This is a genomic window from Bacillus cereus group sp. RP32 (assembly GCF_040459735.1).
Taxonomy (GTDB): domain Bacteria; phylum Bacillota; class Bacilli; order Bacillales; family Bacillaceae_G; genus Bacillus_A; species Bacillus_A wiedmannii.
The window spans coordinates 814,698-832,602 of record NZ_JARVHO010000001.1 but is presented as its reverse complement, the minus strand read 5'-3'; the positions used below and the strand labels follow the sequence as shown (position 1 = coordinate 832,602).

The window sequence follows — 17,905 nt, the reverse complement described above, 5'->3', positions numbered from 1 at the left end:
TTCCGATGTAAAGTTATATTTGTAATTAAATATCTCGGGGGTGCCAATCGATGAATGCTAGATTAGAAAATTTAATGCAATGGCTAAAAGAAAAAAACGTAGAAGCTGCGTTCTTAACTTCTACACCGAACGTCTTCTACATGACAAACTTCCACTGTGAACCACATGAAAGACTTCTTGGTATGTTTGTATTCCAAGAAAAAGAGCCTATTTTAATTTGCCCTAAAATGGAAGAAGGTCAAGCGCGTAACGCCGGCTGGGCACATGAAATTATCGGATTTACTGATACTGACAGACCATGGGATATGATTGCAAAAGCAATTAAAGACCGTGGCATCAATGCAAATGCAGTTGCAATTGAAAAAGAACATTTAAACGTAGAGCGCTACGAAGAATTAACAAAGTTATTCCCAAATGCAGCGTTCAAATCAGCTGAGGAAAAAGTTCGTGAACTTCGCTTAATTAAAGATGAAAAAGAACTTTCTATTTTACGCGAAGCAGCTAAAATGGCGGACTACGCTGTTGAAGTTGGTGTAAATGCAATTAAAGAAGATCGTAGTGAGCTAGAAGTATTAGCAATTATTGAACACGAATTAAAAACAAAAGGCATACATAAAATGTCATTTGATACGATGGTATTAGCAGGTGCAAACTCTGCTCTTCCACACGGTATTCCAGGTGCAAATAAAATGAAACGCGGCGATTTCGTACTATTTGATTTAGGCGTAATCATTGAAGGTTATTGCTCTGACATTACACGTACAGTGGCATTCGGTGAAATTTCTGAAGAACAAACTCGCATTTATAACACTGTACTTGCTGGACAACTACAAGCAGTTGAAGCATGTAAACCAGGTGTTACACTTGGCGCAATCGACAACGCTGCTCGTTCTGTTATCGCAGATGCAGGTTACGGCGACTTCTTCCCGCACCGCCTTGGTCACGGACTTGGAATTAGCGTACACGAATATCCAGATGTAAAAGCTGGTAACGAGTCTCCATTAAAAGAAGGTATGGTCTTCACAATCGAGCCAGGTATTTACGTACCAAACGTAGGTGGCGTTCGTATTGAAGATGATATTTATATCACAAAAGACGGGTCAGAAATTTTAACGAAATTCCCGAAAGAATTACAATTTGTGAAATAAGAAAAAAGGCAGCGTGATTGCTGCCTTTTTCTATTTCTCCACTATTTCAAACTTCTCTACAATCATTTTTGCTGGATAGCTTTCAAGCATTTGAGAGGACCATACTTTTATTTTATCTCCTGTTTTTAGTTTATTATATGCATCTTTATCCTTAAAACCCAAGACTATATGTGATGGATGATCTTTATTCATTTGTTGTTCTATATAATTTTGTAACTCTAATTTTGTTTCAAACGTTTTATCACTGACAAAAAATACCGTATCATTTCTTAATATGACATATCCTTCTTTAAGTACTTGTTTGACCGCTACTCGCTCTACTGGCTTTGTAGTGCACGCTGATAATATTATTAGAAACACACCTAAAAATAAAATACTAACGAAGAAGAACATAGCTTTCCTCATAACGATTCCTCCCATATCGAGTCAGTCAAAAGAAATTATTCCTTGTCTATTCCTTCCACGCATTATACTATTAATATACAGAATTTTCTAAAATGGAGAGGTTTATATGTTACAACAACAGTTAGAAAAAATTCGTAATAATAATTACATATTGGATAACACACTTAACATTGATTCTTTAAGTTCCAATATGCTTGAGCATATCGGTGTTACCGATAGCTATTTAAGAGACAAGCTCATCTACTCTACTTTTTATCATCTCATCAAAAAGGACTACATTTCACACACACAATTACAGAAACTATTATTAGAAAGCATTAGTGAAAAATATTTATTGTATAAGATTCATTCGGATGAGGAAGATGCGGTATTTACCCGCGCATTTACGACATTATTACTTGCGCTCATTATTGATGCTGATACAAAATATAATTTCTTATCACAGAATGATATTTTAACTGTAAAAGATCAATTAATTCTATATATGAACAATGAACATGATTTCCGTGGATATGTGCAAGACCACGGCTGGGCACATAGTATCGCTCATGCTTCTGATACATTTGAAGCGCTTGTTCGTAGTCCTAAACTGGAAACTTTACATTACGAAGAAATATTACAAACTTTATTAAACAAAGTTTGTGTCCATTCTATTTACTACAAATATGAAGAAGACGAGCGACTCATTTATCCGATTGTCTCAATGCTACAAAATAGTCTAAAGGAAGACGTACTCATATTAGCCCTTCATGACTTAGTAGCTCAATTACCAGTCCAAAAACAAACACTACATATTGAATCATACGAGTTTCTATACGGAAATATAAAATCTTTCCTACGCAGCTTATTTTTCAGACTACGTACACTTTCTATATGTGAAGAAACCGAATGCGAAATTGAAAAATTGCTACAAGAGCTTCCAAAATATTATTAAAAAAAGAAGGCCACTCAAAAAGTGCCTTCTTCTATTTCATTAATATTTAATTGAAATTTCACGATCCAAACTGAGAAAAGGTGGACAAGAATCGCAAACGCCATACATGCTCCGCTTAAAAAAGTTAGTATAGGATGCGAATACACGTGCCCTAATCCATAGGATATCGCCACGAAAAACATTGTTATGTAAATATAAATTGCTCCATGTATTTGCCTCATATTAACCTCCTTTTCCCATATTATAACATAAATTTTCTGATTATTCACATTAATCTCTTGTAATCAATATTTCTCAACTGTTACACCTCTAACAGCAGCCTTAATATACGGTGCTCCTTGTAAACTTTGTAAATCCTCTGTTTTACCTGTTACGACTACACCGTATATTGGTAGGTCTTTTGGTTTCGTATTTTTTATTTCTTTATAATATTGTTCAAAATAATCACTTGGTATACCTTCACTATTTTTTGCTAAATACTTCATCTGGTATAGAAACTCTTTTGAGTTTATTGTTACATCATTTTTCACATCTTCTTTCACTTTTGCATAACTCCCTTCAAACCCAAAAACATTTTTAGCCATTTCTGCATTTAATATTGCGCCATTTTTAGGATCTTTTAGCCCTACATAAGAATCACTTTTCTTTTCATTATATGTATCTACCCAAAACCAAACTGGCTGTACACTTTTGGGAAGCATCTCAGTAATTTGTTCAACTGTATACGATTTATCAAAAGATAAGGCTACTTCTGCAACTTTATTTTGCAAATCCCCAATATTTTTCAGGTCATCCACATAATTTTTATAAGTAACGAAAGGTAAATAAAACCTCATTTCTCTTTGCATTGTTTGTACATTATAGTCTGGTATCGCAACAGCCTCTTCACCCCTTTTTTCCTCATCTAAACTAACAAGCTCACCATTGTAGTGCTTCATACTATAATCCCATATGCCAGATTCATATATATCATTTACCCATTTTACTGGTTGGCCAGCTATATTTTTATACGAGTTATATATTACCGTACTCCCTGTAACACCGAGACTTAAATACATACTTCCACTGAAACGAATATTAGGGCCTTGAACCCTATGTAGTGCATTCATTTCTCTTTCCATTTTTCTAAACGTTTGCTGAGAAAAATACGCTGCTCCCAAAAACAAACTTACTATAACAATAATGGACGCACAAATAGAAATAAGCCAATTTCTCCAAAGTTGCTTCCGCTTCGCTCTCTTCATCAAAACTTTCATCTGCTTATCATCCATATTCAAATCAAAGTCTTTCCGACTCATCGTTTCTCCTCCTATACAATTTTTTAAATTGATTTCTTGCACGGTACAAACTTGTTTTTACTGTATCTTCTTTCATACTTAATAAAATGGCAATTTCCTTATAAGATAGTTCATATTCATATTTCAACAGTAAAATATGACGATATTCCTCCGTCATCGTCTCCAATATTTCTTGTACCTCGCCTTGTAGTTCACTTGTTAAAAGCACTTCATCTAATGACTTTTGGCCAATAAGAACAACAGATTCAATCGCAATGGGATTTAGCCCTTTTTCTTTCCGATATAAATCTCGGTGTTGATTGATTGCAACCCTAAAGAGCCACGGTGTTAAATGCTCTAACGGTATTTCCTCCATAAGCAATAAAGCTTTATACAGCGTATCTTGCACAATATCTTCCGCTTCTTTTCTATCTGCTCCAATCTTAATTAAGTATCCAAACACAGCTTTTGACTTCTCTATTAATAACGATTCAAACGTATCATGACTCATTCTGCTCTCCCTTCTATATACTCAACGTTTGAGAGCGTAAAATGTATACAGCTTTTCTATAATTTTTTTCAAAATAAAAAGCACACCTATTTTGATGCGCTTCTCTCCAACATACTATTCTATTATTTCATCGCTTCCTTCACAACATCTTGAATCATAACGACTTCTGTTTTCATATCAACAGACAGTGCTTCTTCATCAATACATTCATACCAAAATGCTAAGTGCTTTTTATCAATTTCATGATGAGAATTTTCCACAAGAGCCCCGCCTTCTCCTTGCACAGAATACCAATATAAGTATTCTTCTCCATCTCTTATTTCCCGGAAAATTGTCTCAACGTACATCTTTTCGTCGTTTAGTGTCAAAAGCACTTCTTTCATATTGTCATTAAGAAGCTGCATCCATGCATCTACACGCTGACTTTTACCTTGTTTCACTTTGAATCTCGTTAACTCTACATTCATTTTTATTCCCCCGTTTTCTTGCGTACAAACAATCTATATTCTATTGGATGATTAAAACTTAATTTACTAGCTAGTTTTTGCGAAGGAATATTGTCTACATAACAATCCCAGCACGGTGTAATATCATTTTGCATGCAATGTTCAATGAACCGTGTTGCAACAGCTTGTGCTAATCCTTTCCCTTGATATGCTTTATGCGTCACAATATCAATTTCAGCAAATCCATTCCCGTTAAATATCGAAACACATTCAGCTACAATCATCCCATCTTGTTCTATACAAAATCCGAAACCACCGTTCAAAAATAGCTCTTTTGATCCCCAATATTCTTTATAATACTCCTCTGTAAATTCATTGCTTCGTTCTATATCACTTTTATCAATACGCTTCACTTCATATGTATTTTTGTTTGCATCTCGTTTTCTCTCTTCAAAAATTTCTCGTTGAAATTTCATTCGCAGGATGTTCCGAAGTGTATTACTAAAACGCTCTTCTAACTTCATTTCCCACTCGTCACTCGAAGTGAACAATGTAAATCTCTTCTCTGTTTTTTCAATAGCCATTTTTAAATACGCAAATAAATATTCGTTATAATTGTGATCATCCGTATCACCAAATACATAATAGATACCGTTAGCTGTACGAATTAATCCTGCTGTTAACTTCTCGTTTGCAAAAATCTCACCATCTATCATTTGATCACATACCGCATAAGCAAATGTCGTCGTTCTTGTAAGACTTTCTAAAATCGGAAGGATTTTTCTATACTCATCTACAGATAATTTTTTCATAATTGCTCCACTTTAATCGTATCAGCTTCTATATTTTCAAAACAAAGATTTACTGTTCTCTTTAATGCTCTCGTTCTATGAATCGTGCATGCTGGAATTAAAATCGAATCATTCGGCTTTAACACCGCTGTTTCTCCATCTTCAAAATCGATAAGTAATTCTCCTTCTAATACAATGAATAATTCATCGGAATTAGAGTGATAGTGCCAATCGTATTCACCAGTAAATACAGCGATTCGTAAGCAATGACTATTTACATTTGAAACGACGAAGTTTTTATGTTGATCTTGAATGCCCTTCGTTAATTCTAATAAATTCACAGTTTCCATATTTCGTCCCACCCTTTCATTAGTCGTTCAGCTTAGTCTCCACCACCTCCGCAATCTCCTCCACCATCACTTGAGCTACTACAATCGTTGCTACTGTAGTCACCGAATCCACTTGATGAGCTTGAAGCATATGAAGATTTTTTACTCATTTTTCTTTGCTTATCGTTCTTACTTTCATGACTAGGCCACACTTTATTAAATAATATAAAGAATAAGACTAGCTCTATTGCGAAAAGGATATATCCAAAAACATTCTCAATAATATTGGGGGTTATCCCAAAACTGTAAAACACCCTAGCTGAATAAAGACACAAAATTACATACAGAGCCATACAAATATACCGAAATGTTTTCTCTATCATAATGACTATTTTTTGTGATAGAGGTATGTTCTGTTCCTGTTTTTTCTTCATATACTTTTGTCTTTTAACTTGCCTTTTCTTCCTCTTTTTACTCCCCATTAAATCTCCTCTTTTGACTTCTTTTTTCATTTAATTCCAAATTATCACAAAAAATAACATTATAACAAGCTATATTTCACGTAAAGTTTTGTTTACTTTTTGTAAAGTTTCATTTACTTATTACCTAAAAATGGATATAATAAATGTAACAAATTTACAAAAAGGAGACTTTGTATATTTGATTAAAAATAAGGTGAAACAATTCCGCGTCGTTAGAGACATCACCCAAGAACAATTAGCTTCCTCTGTTCAAATCACTAGACAATCCCTCATCGCTATCGAGAAGAATAAATACAACCCGAGTTTAGAATTAGCATTGAAATTATGTGAGTTTTTCAACTGTAAAGTAGAAGATTTATTTCAATTAGATAAAACTGGGGAGGAAAAAGAATGAAAAACCCTTTTAATCAAAAGTTCATTTCGCATCTTACCTTTTTATTGTTAGGTTCAACTTTTCTTTATTTCACTAGTAATGATGAGGAAAAGATTAGTGCTATCCTTCTATTCGCTGGCGTCTACATACTCTTAGCCTTAATACTATTCGTAGTGAAACGAATAGTATTTAAGAAAAAAAAGAGCGATCCCGAAAAATATCCATTACCTGAAATGGATGAAAGAATTAAGAAGATGAGTTTAAAACTTATGGCGCAAATTTTCGGTCTCTCTCATTTAATCGGTTCTGCAATACTATTTATTTTATATATCACTGACAAAAATTCGATGATACGAGTTGAGTATGCCTTGTATTACTTATTCGGCATTCTTTTCTTTACAATGATGTTCGGATTGAAAATTTTAAAGAAACTAGACAATTAGCCTAAATAAAAAGCCCCTCCTTACAAAAGGAGGGGCTTACATGTATTTCTATTATGATAAAGCAGGAGCTTTTTCAAGAAGCTCTTTCGCATCAGCGTATTGTAAGCCGTGAGCTTCTGCAACTGCTTCGTATGTTACATATCCGTCTAATGTGTTAATACCTTTTAATAATGCAGTATTGCCTAAGCAAGCATCTTTGTAGCCTTTGTTCGCAATTTGTACTGCATATGGTACCGTTACGTTTGTTAATGCAAGAGTTGATGTACGTGGAACTGCTCCTGGCATATTAGCAACTGCATAATGAACAACGCCATGTTTTTCGTAAGTTGGGTTGTCGTGAGTTGTAATACGGTCAGTTGTTTCGAAAATACCACCTTGGTCAATCGCGATATCTACAACGACAGAACCTGGTTCCATTGATTGAATCATTTCTTCTGTTACAAGTTTTGGCGCTTTTGCACCTGGAATTAATACCGCTCCAATAACAAGGTCAGATTCTTTTACAGCTTCTGCAATGTTGTATGGATTAGACATTAACGTTTTTACTTGGTTACCGAAAATGTCATCTAGTTGACGAAGACGCTCTGCACTTAAGTCAATGATTGTTACATCTGCACCTAAACCTACTGCAATCTTAGCTGCGTTTGTACCAGCTTGACCACCGCCGATAATTGTTACTTTGCCGCGTTTTACCCCTGGAACGCCTGCAAGTAAAATACCTTTACCGCCTTTGTTTTTCTCAAGGAATTGTGCACCGATTTGTGCAGACATACGACCAGCTACTTCACTCATAGGTGCAAGTAATGGTAAAGAACGATTGTCTAATTGCACTGTTTCGTATGCAATTGATACAACTTTGTTATCAATTAATGCTTTCGTTAATTCTGGTTCTGGAGCTAAGTGTAAGTATGTGAATAAAATTAAACCTTCGCGGAAATAGCCGTATTCACTTGCAACTGGCTCTTTTACCTTCATAACCATATCTTGATTCCATGCTTCTTCAGCAGTTTCAACAAGTTTCGCACCAGCTTGTACGTATTCTTCATCTGTAAAGCCTGATCCTATACCTGATCCTTTTTGAACAAAAACTTCATGACCATTTTGTACTAAATGTACCGCTCCCGCTGGCGTCATTGCCACACGGTTTTCATTATTTTTAATTTCTGTTGGAATACCGATACGCATTATTAGTTCCCCCTTGAGTTATGAAATGACCCCTGAATCATTTTTTAAAGCGCTTTCTACGCTCTTATATTTTAACATAATATCTCAATATTTGACAAAAAATAATACAAGTTTTCCGATAGATTTAATCTTACATTAAAGGACAGTATTATCCGCACCTCTCAGCGTAAAGGATAAACTGTCCAATTATTCAAAACTTCACCTTATTTCGCTCTATCGATGTCTATGAATAACATCTACTGCACCAGTTACTTCAATAATTGTACCGGTAATCATATCGGAATCGTCTTCACATAAAAACGAAATCGTTCTTGCGATATCTTCACCTGTTCCAGATCTACCAATTGGTGTTTTATGTTCTTTCAATTGACGTGCTTCTTGAATTGTCGCTTCTTTCATTTCACCAATAATATCACCAGGACATACCATATTTGCAGTAATACCATATTCTGCTTCTTCGTAAGCAATTGTTTTCGTTAATGAAACAAGCCCTACTTTCGCTGCTGCAAAAGCTGAACGATAAATCCATCCCGGTGCGCTATCTGCCCCTTGGAATCCGTAATTAATAATACGGCCAAAGTTCTGTTTCCTCATAACCGGAACGACAAGTTTTAATAAATGAAATACCGCTGTTAAATTACCCTGAATCATTTCATCCCATTCGTCTTCTTCATAATCGACTAACTTTTTTCGTTCAAATACATATGGACCAGCATTATTAATTAAAAAGTCAATTTTACCAAAACGGCTTATCGCTTCTTCTACTATTTTATGTAAATCTTCCTTTTTCGTGACATCCGCTTGCACGAATTGTAGACGCTCTTCCATATTTTTATATGTTTCTTTCATCGTTTCCATAGCAGTTATATCGCTATGATATGTTACTGTTACTGAATACCCTTTAGCCAATAACTTTTCTGTTACTTGCTTTCCTAAACCTTTCGTACCGGCTGTAATGAGCGCGTGTCTCACAAACATGCCTCCTTTTAAATTGCTATACTTCATATGTAACAAGTTCTCGCCTCAATTACAACTAAAATGAATTAAAGCAAAGTTTTCAAAATTCTGTAACGTTTCTGGCAAGCACATTACCAAAATTTGCTTTATAATAAAGTTGTAAACGGTAATAAAAATGATTGGGAGGAATTTACTATGAATAATACATATACAAATATTTTAATCGCGGTGGATGGTTCTAAAGAAGCAGAAAGAGCTTTTAAAAAAGCAATTCAAGTCGCAAAACGCAACAATGCAACATTAACAATTGCTCATATCGTTGATGTAAAAGCATACTCAGCAGTAGAAGCTTATAGCCGCGCAATTGCTGAACGTGCAAATCTATTTGCAGAAGACTTATTAGAAGACTACAAAAAAACTGCGCTTGAAGCTGGCCTTGAAAAAATTGAAACTGTATTAGAATTTGGTAATCCTAAATCTAAAATTTCAAAAGAAATCGCTCCAAACCATAAAGTAGATTTAATTATGTGTGGTGCAACTGGTTTAAATGCTGTTGAGCGTTTCCTAATTGGTAGCGTCTCTGAACATATTATTCGCTATGCGAAATGCGATGTCCTTGTTGTTCGTGGTGATGAGGAGCAAGGTGATCTTTAATTCATAAATAAAACACCAAGTCCACATGTTTTACTGGTGGATAAGGGAAATGAAGCTTTAGGCTTGAATGAACAATAAATACATGTTGCTCAACAATGATAAAAAAGGAGTGGGTAATCCACTCCTTTTTTCACGACTGTGTAAGAAGAATAAAGATGTTTAATTTTACTCATAAAAATAAATCTTCTCTGTTTTTCTCCACTCTTACATGGATTTTAAAATCCTCATTTTTTAATTGATTTTCTAATCAAGTTTAAACTGTATTCTACTTAATTCTTTGAGTAATTGGATGGTCATCTTTTAAAGGAAGAAAGTGCACGAAAAAATAGTATGCAAATACGAACGCTCCAAATCCAATATTTAATCTTTCTAACGGAATATGCTCACTAAAAAAAACAGCAGTGAGTACTAAAGACAAACAGTACGTCATCATCCAAAATGAACGTTTTCTCTTTTTCCGTTCCATTTCTTTTTTATTTTGTACATGTTTTCTTTTCGAAAGCCATATCGAAATACAGCAATCTACTACAAATAGAATAAAGATAAATATCCCAACGTGTACTGTTTCTACATCCTCAAATGAAAAGATATTTGGGAATGCAACATGTAACACAATTAGCGTGTACAAAATTATCCCTATAAAATAAATACGTCTCATTTTCCATTCCTTTCTTATTTCCTAACTTTAGGTTAACATACATTTTTTAGAAATAGACGGACAAAATATATATGTTAAAAAAGGAGGATGCTATATGAATGATTCTGAACGTATTATTTTAGATGTGAACGGGAAAGAGCTCGAAATGTTAGATACAATCCGTACACATTTTAAAGAAAAACATGGTGTGGAACTAAGTAATGGTGCATTACTTAGAGATTTGATGGATATTGAGTATATTCGAATTACGGAAGATCGACATAAGTATGATTAACTTTAAGCAATAAAAACCACAAAAAAGGTACGCTTCTCTCTACTAAGATTCGCGTACCTTCTGCCCTATAAATCAATCAACTTCCAACAAACTCTCCAACTAATCCCTTCGCCTTCTCCAAAGCTTTTTCAATCTGCTCAAATCCTGTCCCGCCAGCACTGTTACGACGCTTTACAGCTGCATATGGTGAAAGAACTTCATACAAATCTTCTTCAAATAATGAGCTCATTTCTTTATATGTTGCAAGTGGTACATCTACTAAATAAATTCCTTTTTGTGTGCAGTGTAGCACTAGCTTCCCAACAATTTCATGAGCTTGACGGAATGGTAGTCCTTTGCTTGCCAAGTAGTCAGCAATTTCTGTTGCGTTAGAGAAATCTTGCGTCACAGCTTGCCCCATTTTTTCTTTGTTTACAGTCATCGTCTCTAGCATGCCTGCCATAATATGAAGGCAGCCTTCTACTGTTTTTACTGTATCAAACATTCCTTCTTTATCTTCTTGCAAGTCTTTATTGTAAGCGAGCGGTAATCCTTTCATGACTGTAAGTAAACTAAATAAATTACCATATACTCTGCCTGTTTTACCACGAATAAGTTCCGCCATATCCGGATTTTTCTTTTGTGGCATAATGCTGCTTCCCGTTGCGTATTGATCGCTCATTTCAATAAATTGAAACTCTTGGCTACTCCATAAAATAAGTTCTTCGCAGAAGCGTGATAAGTGCATCATGAGCATAGATGAGTTACTTAGGAACTCCAGTATGAAATCACGATCGCTTACTGCGTCTAAACTATTTTCATAGATTCCATTAAATCCAAGAAGCTCCGCACTATATTCTCGATCAATCGGGAATGTTGTCCCTGCTAACGCTCCTGCTCCTAATGGTGAAATGTTAATACGCTTTAACGAATCTTCATAACGATTCACATCACGCTCTAACATCCAAAAGTAAGCGAGAATATGATGAGCAAATGAAATTGGCTGCGCACGCTGCAAATGCGTATAACCAGGCATAATGGTTTCAATATTATTTTCTGCTTGATGAACAAGAACAGTTTGCAATTGTTTTGTAGCTTTTATAATATGTTCTACTTTTTCTTTCAAATATAAATGCATATCAGTCGCTACTTGATCATTACGGCTTCGTCCTGTATGAAGTTTCCCTCCTACTTCACCGATTTGTTCAATTAACATTTTTTCAATGTTTAAATGAATATCTTCTGCTTCTACTGAGAATTGAAGCTTATTCTCTTTTGCTTCTTTTAATAAATACTGAAGCCCTACCTTTATATTCTCTGCTTCTTCTTTCGTAACGATACCTTGCTTTGCTAGCATCGTTACGTGTGCAATACTTCCCTTTATATCTTGATTTACTAATTGTTGATCGAAGGAGATGGATGCTCCAAACTCTTCAACCCACGCTTCCGCTTCTTCTGTAAAACGTCCGCCCCAAAGTTTGCTCACGCTTCCACCTTCTTTTGATTCACTTGGCTGTATACTTTCGTCGGTAAACCGAATAATGAAATGAATCCAACTGCTGCATCATGATTAAATTCGTCCTGAGCAGTATATGTTGCTAATTTTTCGTCATATAAAGAGTACTCAGATTTACGTCCTTCTACAATCGCATGGCCTTTAAATAATTTCACACGCACTGTACCTGTTACATTTTTTTGCGTTTCTTGTAAGAAAGCATGAAGCGCTTGTTTTAAAGGAGAGAACCATAAACCGTTATAAATAAGTTCTGTTATTTTCTGCTCAATCATCGGTTTAAAATGCGCCACTTCTTTTACGAGTGTTAAATCTTCAAGTTCCTTATGCGCCGTGATTAATGTCATCGCTGCTGGACATTCGTATACTTCACGCGATTTAATACCAACGAGGCGGTTTTCTACGTGATCGATACGTCCAACGCCATGTTTTCCAGCAAGCGCATTTAACGTTTTAATTAATTCTGAAAGTGAATATGCAGTGCCATTTAAAGTAGTCGGTACACCTGCTTCAAAGCCGATTTCTACAAACTCTGGTTTATTCGGTGTATCTTCTAATGCCAATGTCATCTCATACGCATCTTCTGGCGGCGCTGCCCATGGATCTTCTAAAATACCACATTCGTTACTGCGTCCCCATAAGTTTTGATCGATTGAAAACGGGCTGTCTAAATTAATCGGAATGGGTACATCGTTTTCTTTTGCATATGCAATTTCTTCTTCACGTGACCATTTCCATTCACGTACAGGCGCAATCACTTCTAAGTAAGGATTTAACGCTTGAATAGAAACTTCAAAACGAACTTGATCATTCCCTTTCCCTGTACATCCGTGTGCAACTGCAGTCGCCCCTTCTTGTTCTGCAATTTCTACTAATTTCTTAGCGATAAGTGGACGAGATAATGCAGAAACGAGAGGGTATTTCCCTTCGTATAACGTGTGCGCTTGCATCGCCATCAATGCATATTCATTTGCAAATTCCTCTTGAACATCAATCATATATGATTTAATTGCACCTACTGAAAGTGCCTTTTCTTTTACGAATGCTAAGTCTTTACCTTCCCCTAAGTCTAAACAAAGCGCGATAATATCATAATTCTTCTCTTGTAACCATTTAATTGCAACGGAAGTATCAAGACCTCCAGAATATGCTAATACCACTTTTTTCTTCTCCATTTTGCATCCCCCTAAAGAATAAATATTCATTTTCTTTTATAATAATACACACTTTAACACCTTTCACAAAATGTATCAAGAGTCATTTTCAAATTTTTTCAAACAATTTCGTCGAGCTTCTTTCTGTTTTCATGTACAATATAAGCAGGAAAACGGGGGTGAACTTATGGAAAAGTATTTCTTATACGATGATCATCTAGGAATTGAAATTCCGTATTTACAAGAAGATTGGGAAGATATCCCCGAAAAAATACAGCATGCTATTTTATTAAAATGGGAACAAGTTCGAGGAAAGATTCCTGATCGTATAAAAGAACTCGAGCACTCTATTAATGCAAAACAGCATCATTTAAATAACGAAGAAAACTTCGAAATTTCTTGCAAACTTAATTCAGAAATTGCCGATCTCGCTTCCATCATTAATGACCTTTGGCTTTGGTATCGACTCACTCAAAATGTATCTGAGGGAAAAGCACACCAATGAAAAAAGCATGCCCCTCAATTACTTTGGGTCATGCTTTTTTGTCGTAACACGATTTACAATATATTTCTTGTGCTGTTTTCGCTAAACACAAATCGAACGGTCCAACTAATATACTTCTTTCCTTTGGCAACTTTACAAAAGCAACGAGCTCTTCTTCATATTGAATCTTTTTCTGACATGAAACGCATACTAATTCTTTTCTTTTGAACATGTCTTTTAGCATATCTTCTCTCTCCCTTTCATCTATCTATATTGATATAAGCTCATAACAATTAAGACTTGTAAAAAAATGACACATTCTGAAGCAAATTATTCATATACTATGTACAAAAGGAGGTCTCAATTTTATGCGAGCTTTCATTATTATCGCTTTAACTTTTTTAAGTGTGATTAGCTGGGATGCGTTTTTTAAAGATAAAGGTGACCAGAAAGATACAACTGAATAAACGCCATCTCTTTCTTACTTATTGGACAAACTTTAAAACACCGTCCAATTCTGCAAAATAACTTAGGCTTTTCTACAAAAATATTTAAACATAACAATTTTTGTAGATTTCCTCCGCTTATTGTCGGTTTCCATCCGCATACATTTTTTGAAAGTATGATATAATAATATAAATCTTGAAGGAAGGGATTTTGATATCATGATCGCTCGAAGGAGCATGTGGCATCGTATTGACGAATCATACACGTAGCGTATTTTTCAGCTCAGATACTTTAGTCTAGCGAAAAAAATACGAGAGTGGGGAAATTATGATTGCCCGAAGGATAATTTGGCAAAAAAAAGACTCTTCTTACACGTAGCGTTTTGTTTAGGACTTAATTGTTACTAGCTAAACAAAACAAAGAAGAGCAGGATTGCTAAATGAAGAATCCTACTCCACGTTTTGTTTAGTCGTTTTAAGACTTAAACTAAAACGAAGGTAGGGAGAATTGATGGACGAGAGGATTATTCGTTATTTCTTCAGCGACATATAGCGTAGTTAGTTTTTTCGTAAACTAACTGAAGCTACGTGTGAGCTCGTAGTTAGTTTACAACACAAAAAGGACTACTAACTACGGAAAGAAGGAATAACGATGAGGAACATCCAAAGTCGACAAATTATTAAAGAAATTTTTATGGTTTTAATCGGTTCATTTATTTTAGCAGCAGCGCTATATCACATTCACTTCCAAAACCACTTAACAGAAGGTGGATTTGTAGGAATTGCACTATTTATCCAAAATTTTTATGATATTTCACCATCTATTTCAACTGTAATTATGGATATCCCAATTATTTTATTATGTGCTTCATTTTTAGGTAAAAAAATGGTTGGTTATTCATTCCTAGGTTCGATTTCATTCGGAGTATTTTATTCTCTTATGGAAAATTATTCTCCATTTACGGTCGATTTATCAAATAATTTATTTATAGCTGCAGTAGTTGGCGGTGCGTTAGCTGGTATTGGACTCGGTTTTATATTGCGATTTGGCGGTGCAACCGGCGGAGACGACATTTTAACAATTGTATTAAGTAAACGAACTCGTTTTACAATTGGGCAAATTTTCTTCGTCTTTGACGCGATTGTTCTTGCGCTTTCATTATATTATTTAAATTGGACAGAAATTGCTTTTACTATTCTTTCAATTGCTGTACAGGCAAAAACATTGGATTTAATTTATTATCCAAAAGCAGAGAAAAAAGCAGAAAAGCAACCAGTATCTATTCCAATGTCCAAAAAGCATGCAACAAATTAAAAAAAGCGAAAGGCTTCGGCCTCTCGCTTTTTTTACGCTCTTTTTTCCTTCTCGACTATGTGGCGCACTTGATAAAATCTATTTGCAAATTCAGTAACATTTCTTGTTAAACGATAGTTCACTGTAGACCCGATTGCCATTCCAATTACCGGAATACCTTGGAATAATTTACGACGAAGAGCATAAATCGAAAATGTTTTCAAAATTTGTTTTAACACAACCTCAGTAGAAGCTGGTTGTAATACCGCTTCGTCTCCTTCATAGAAGAACGAATCTTCTTGCTCTAGCTCTTGCAGTAAATTGTACCATGCGTATTGCTGAAGCCTTCCTGGTAGTAATGACGCATGAAACACCTTTAACGCAAGCATCATTTCATAAGGCTTGTTCACATCATGTCCAAATGATGTTGCAATAAGTTGGACAGCCTTTACATTTAATGCAATCATAACCGGAAAATCAGCCGTTAATAATAATAAACCTCCAGCACCCGTTGCTCCGCCTTGTACGAATGAATATAGGCGATGTCGCGCTGTTTGCTGCTCTGCTATGTATGTTAACTGATCAATAGATAATGCTTTCAAATCTTCTAGTTGCTCAATTGATTCATCAAATAATCTCGACGTTCCTAAAATACGATTACGCGCGTCTAACTGTGATTGTGAACTTTGAATCAATGCATGCAAATGAAAGAGCCATCCATCTGCTTTCGTAAAGAAATCTTTTCGTTTTTTCTCAGGTAATTTCGCAATTGTCGTATGTACCCATTTATCAAACATTTTTTGAAAATCAGTCGCTTCTTGCTCAACTAATTGCGATTCCCATTCTTTTATATTGTCTAAAATGGCTTGTTCTCGCTTCGATCGCATCGTAACAACCACCTCGTTCGATTTTTTTCTATTGTAACATATTTCTGCTTATTCTTTACAAATATGCTTGTCTATCTTTATTCACATTCCATTTTTTAGTGACATAAAATATTAGCAAAAAGGATGAGATAAATCACATGAATCTATCCAATATAAAAAAAGAATATAATGCAGTATTCAGCTTAGGACAAAACTGCTGGCCTGCTTGGGCGTTATACCAATTCGAAATATCACCCTTTTTTGGTGTTATCGATTTTATGCTAAGCCCTTCATTAGAAAAAGTGAATGTATTATTACAAAATCGATTTGACCGTTTTCTACAGTTCGAAAACTTATCTTTCATCTCATTTTGGGATGATGATGCGAAATTAAGACTCCGTGACAACCTATATGAAATCGACTCCTGCCACGACTTTAAAACAGATGTAAACACACCAACTTCTTGGCCTTCTTATACAGAAGTTAAGTTAAACTATGAGCATCGAATTCATCGTTTTCTAACTACAATTGAAACGGCAGAATCCATATTGTTTATTCGAACTGGAGGAACATACGAAGAAGCGCATTCTTTGGAACACATTTTATCTCAAATAGTTAAACATAAATTCTCTGTCCTATTACTACTTCCTGCAGATGTACCAAATGTTGCCCAAGAAGATTGGGGATTACAAAATATTTGCGTTATAAAATGCCCTATTATGGATGTATATCAGTACAATGAAGCATTTTGGAGTGACCTATTTGATGGGATCACGATTAGACCGCAGGCTTAAATACACGATACTTTTTATTACAAAACACATTATAATCATCCTTATACAAAAGAAATAAGGAGTGATTATATATGTATCCACGTGCAAAAGCTTTTGGCATTGCTATACATCACGATCACCTTCTCGTACAAGAATATCATACAGGCGATGAAACATATTACCGACCTCTTGGCGGTTCAATTGAACTTGGTGAAAAATCAGCACATACCGTTATTCGCGAATTTCAAGAAGAGCTTCACACAGAAGTAGAAATCACCAATTATTTAGGCTGCTTAGAAAATATCTTTCATCTAGATGGAGAAATTGGTCATGAAATCATTCAGCTATATTCTTTACGCTTATTAGACATGTCACTATATGAAATGGAAATACTGAATATACAAGATGAACAAACACTGTCATATGCAAAATGGATTTCCCTCACTGCATTCATTCAAAAAGAGAAAGCACTATATCCAGATGGAATCTTGAAATATATCCAACAGAAAAAAGACGAAACCCTATAGGA

At 35.1% G+C, this 17,905-nt stretch carries 24 protein-coding genes and 1 pseudogene; 10 read left to right on the top strand and 15 right to left on the bottom strand.

Annotation, left to right across the window (positions count from 1 at the left end; genetic code table 11):
• The first annotated feature begins 50 nt into the window (after positions 1-50).
• The gene (gene pepQ, locus QCI46_RS04315; RefSeq protein WP_000994030.1) at positions 51-1,148 is read left to right on the top strand and encodes a Xaa-Pro dipeptidase; all 1,098 of its coding nucleotides are present in this window, start codon (positions 51-53) and stop codon (positions 1,146-1,148) included.
• A gap of 30 nt (positions 1,149-1,178) precedes the next feature.
• Here pepQ and QCI46_RS04310 read toward each other — a convergent pair whose 3' ends face one another.
• Positions 1,179-1,553: a DUF3221 domain-containing protein gene (locus QCI46_RS04310; protein WP_483299011.1), complete on the bottom strand. Its 375-nt coding sequence runs from the start codon at positions 1,551-1,553 to the stop codon at positions 1,179-1,181.
• Between the two features lie 106 nt (positions 1,554-1,659).
• Here QCI46_RS04310 and QCI46_RS04305 point away from each other — a divergent pair, with 106 nt between their 5' ends.
• The gene (locus tag QCI46_RS04305; protein ID WP_353839674.1) at positions 1,660-2,487 is read left to right on the top strand and encodes a DUF2785 domain-containing protein; all 828 of its coding nucleotides are present in this window, start codon (positions 1,660-1,662) and stop codon (positions 2,485-2,487) included.
• 14 nt (positions 2,488-2,501) lie between these two features.
• Here QCI46_RS04305 and QCI46_RS04300 read toward each other — a convergent pair whose 3' ends face one another.
• From QCI46_RS04300 to QCI46_RS04270, 7 genes are all read right to left on the bottom strand, one after another.
• A complete protein-coding gene (locus QCI46_RS04300) occupies positions 2,502-2,708 on the bottom strand; it encodes a hypothetical protein (protein WP_353839673.1) in 207 nt (68 codons plus the stop codon).
• Positions 2,709-2,771: 63 nt separating this feature from the next.
• Positions 2,772-3,785, bottom strand: a complete 1,014-nt coding sequence (locus QCI46_RS04295) for an anti sigma factor C-terminal domain-containing protein (protein ID WP_000087170.1) — start codon at positions 3,783-3,785, stop codon at positions 2,772-2,774.
• Entirely contained in the window at positions 3,766-4,275 is a 510-nt protein-coding gene (locus QCI46_RS04290) for an RNA polymerase sigma factor (RefSeq protein ID WP_353839672.1), read from the bottom strand. The genes QCI46_RS04295 and QCI46_RS04290 overlap by 20 nt, the downstream gene beginning before the upstream one ends.
• A 122-nt stretch (positions 4,276-4,397) precedes the next feature.
• On the bottom strand, positions 4,398-4,742 hold the full coding sequence (locus QCI46_RS04285; protein WP_199695317.1) for a DUF6176 family protein: 345 nt from the start codon (positions 4,740-4,742) through the stop codon (positions 4,398-4,400).
• A 2-nt stretch (positions 4,743-4,744) separates the two neighbouring features.
• Complete coding sequence (locus QCI46_RS04280; protein ID WP_353839671.1) at positions 4,745-5,533, bottom strand: GNAT family N-acetyltransferase; 789 nt, start codon at positions 5,531-5,533, stop codon at positions 4,745-4,747.
• Positions 5,530-5,862, bottom strand: a complete 333-nt coding sequence (locus tag QCI46_RS04275) for a cupin domain-containing protein (RefSeq protein WP_264462116.1) — start codon at positions 5,860-5,862, stop codon at positions 5,530-5,532. The genes QCI46_RS04280 and QCI46_RS04275 overlap by 4 nt, the downstream gene beginning before the upstream one ends.
• A 32-nt stretch (positions 5,863-5,894) precedes the next feature.
• Positions 5,895-6,323 carry a hypothetical protein gene (locus tag QCI46_RS04270; RefSeq protein WP_353839670.1) on the bottom strand — a complete coding sequence of 143 codons (429 nt, stop codon included), beginning with the start codon at positions 6,321-6,323 and terminating at the stop codon, positions 5,895-5,897.
• A 130-nt stretch (positions 6,324-6,453) separates the two neighbouring features.
• Between QCI46_RS04270 and QCI46_RS04265 the strand changes: the two genes are divergently transcribed.
• Positions 6,454-6,717, top strand: a complete 264-nt coding sequence (locus QCI46_RS04265) for a helix-turn-helix transcriptional regulator (protein ID WP_002003636.1) — start codon at positions 6,454-6,456, stop codon at positions 6,715-6,717.
• The gene (locus tag QCI46_RS04260; protein ID WP_353839669.1) at positions 6,714-7,139 is read left to right on the top strand and encodes a hypothetical protein; all 426 of its coding nucleotides are present in this window, start codon (positions 6,714-6,716) and stop codon (positions 7,137-7,139) included. Before QCI46_RS04265 ends, QCI46_RS04260 begins: the two co-directional genes overlap by 4 nt.
• Before the next feature lie 51 nt (positions 7,140-7,190).
• Here the strand turns inward: QCI46_RS04260 and ald are convergent, their stop codons facing one another.
• Together ald and QCI46_RS04250 are read right to left on the bottom strand one after the other, a co-directional pair.
• The gene (gene ald, locus QCI46_RS04255; protein ID WP_353839668.1) at positions 7,191-8,324 is read right to left on the bottom strand and encodes an alanine dehydrogenase; all 1,134 of its coding nucleotides are present in this window, start codon (positions 8,322-8,324) and stop codon (positions 7,191-7,193) included.
• Between the two features lie 213 nt (positions 8,325-8,537).
• Positions 8,538-9,329 carry an SDR family oxidoreductase gene (locus QCI46_RS04250; RefSeq protein WP_353841831.1) on the bottom strand — a complete coding sequence of 264 codons (792 nt, stop codon included), beginning with the start codon at positions 9,327-9,329 and terminating at the stop codon, positions 8,538-8,540.
• 147 nt (positions 9,330-9,476) lie between these two features.
• On the opposite strand from QCI46_RS04250, the gene QCI46_RS04245 reads away from it, so the two are divergent.
• Positions 9,477-9,935, top strand: a complete 459-nt coding sequence (locus QCI46_RS04245; protein ID WP_001066680.1) for a universal stress protein — start codon at positions 9,477-9,479, stop codon at positions 9,933-9,935.
• Between the two features lie 304 nt (positions 9,936-10,239).
• Here the strand turns inward: QCI46_RS04245 and QCI46_RS04240 are convergent.
• Positions 10,240-10,593, bottom strand: a pseudogene (locus QCI46_RS04240) (hypothetical protein); the annotation flags it as partial.
• A 94-nt stretch (positions 10,594-10,687) separates the two neighbouring features.
• On the opposite strand from QCI46_RS04240, the gene QCI46_RS04235 reads away from it, so the two are divergent.
• Positions 10,688-10,867 carry a hypothetical protein gene (locus QCI46_RS04235; protein WP_046956214.1) on the top strand — a complete coding sequence of 60 codons (180 nt, stop codon included), beginning with the start codon at positions 10,688-10,690 and terminating at the stop codon, positions 10,865-10,867.
• Between the two features lie 76 nt (positions 10,868-10,943).
• Here the strand turns inward: QCI46_RS04235 and argH are convergent, their stop codons facing one another.
• Both argH and QCI46_RS04225 read right to left on the bottom strand, forming a co-directional pair.
• Positions 10,944-12,332, bottom strand: a complete 1,389-nt coding sequence (gene argH, locus QCI46_RS04230) for an argininosuccinate lyase (RefSeq protein ID WP_353839667.1) — start codon at positions 12,330-12,332, stop codon at positions 10,944-10,946.
• Complete coding sequence (locus QCI46_RS04225; RefSeq protein WP_353839666.1) at positions 12,329-13,534, bottom strand: argininosuccinate synthase; 1,206 nt, start codon at positions 13,532-13,534, stop codon at positions 12,329-12,331. The genes argH and QCI46_RS04225 overlap by 4 nt, the downstream gene beginning before the upstream one ends.
• A gap of 166 nt (positions 13,535-13,700) precedes the next feature.
• On the opposite strand from QCI46_RS04225, the gene QCI46_RS04220 reads away from it, so the two are divergent.
• Positions 13,701-14,018 carry a radical SAM protein gene (locus QCI46_RS04220; RefSeq protein WP_088064564.1) on the top strand — a complete coding sequence of 106 codons (318 nt, stop codon included), beginning with the start codon at positions 13,701-13,703 and terminating at the stop codon, positions 14,016-14,018.
• Positions 14,019-14,046: 28 nt separating this feature from the next.
• On the opposite strand, the gene QCI46_RS04215 is transcribed toward QCI46_RS04220, so the two are convergent.
• Positions 14,047-14,241, bottom strand: a complete 195-nt coding sequence (locus tag QCI46_RS04215; RefSeq protein WP_098200045.1) for a hypothetical protein — start codon at positions 14,239-14,241, stop codon at positions 14,047-14,049.
• A gap of 854 nt (positions 14,242-15,095) precedes the next feature.
• On the opposite strand from QCI46_RS04215, the gene QCI46_RS04210 reads away from it, so the two are divergent.
• Positions 15,096-15,758 (top strand): YitT family protein, encoded by a 663-nt coding sequence (locus QCI46_RS04210; RefSeq protein WP_048544413.1) that lies wholly within the window; start codon positions 15,096-15,098, stop codon positions 15,756-15,758.
• Between the two features lie 32 nt (positions 15,759-15,790).
• Here QCI46_RS04210 and QCI46_RS04205 read toward each other — a convergent pair whose 3' ends face one another.
• Positions 15,791-16,624, bottom strand: coding sequence for an EcsC family protein (locus QCI46_RS04205; RefSeq protein WP_001256871.1), 834 nt, complete (start codon positions 16,622-16,624; stop codon positions 15,791-15,793).
• A gap of 137 nt (positions 16,625-16,761) precedes the next feature.
• On the opposite strand from QCI46_RS04205, the gene QCI46_RS04200 reads away from it, so the two are divergent.
• The gene (locus tag QCI46_RS04200; protein ID WP_353839664.1) at positions 16,762-17,397 is read left to right on the top strand and encodes a DUF1796 family putative cysteine peptidase; all 636 of its coding nucleotides are present in this window, start codon (positions 16,762-16,764) and stop codon (positions 17,395-17,397) included.
• A gap of 71 nt (positions 17,398-17,468) precedes the next feature.
• A complete protein-coding gene (locus tag QCI46_RS04195; RefSeq protein WP_353839663.1) occupies positions 17,469-17,903 on the top strand; it encodes an NUDIX hydrolase in 435 nt (144 codons plus the stop codon).
• Positions 17,904-17,905: the final 2 nt, after the last annotated feature.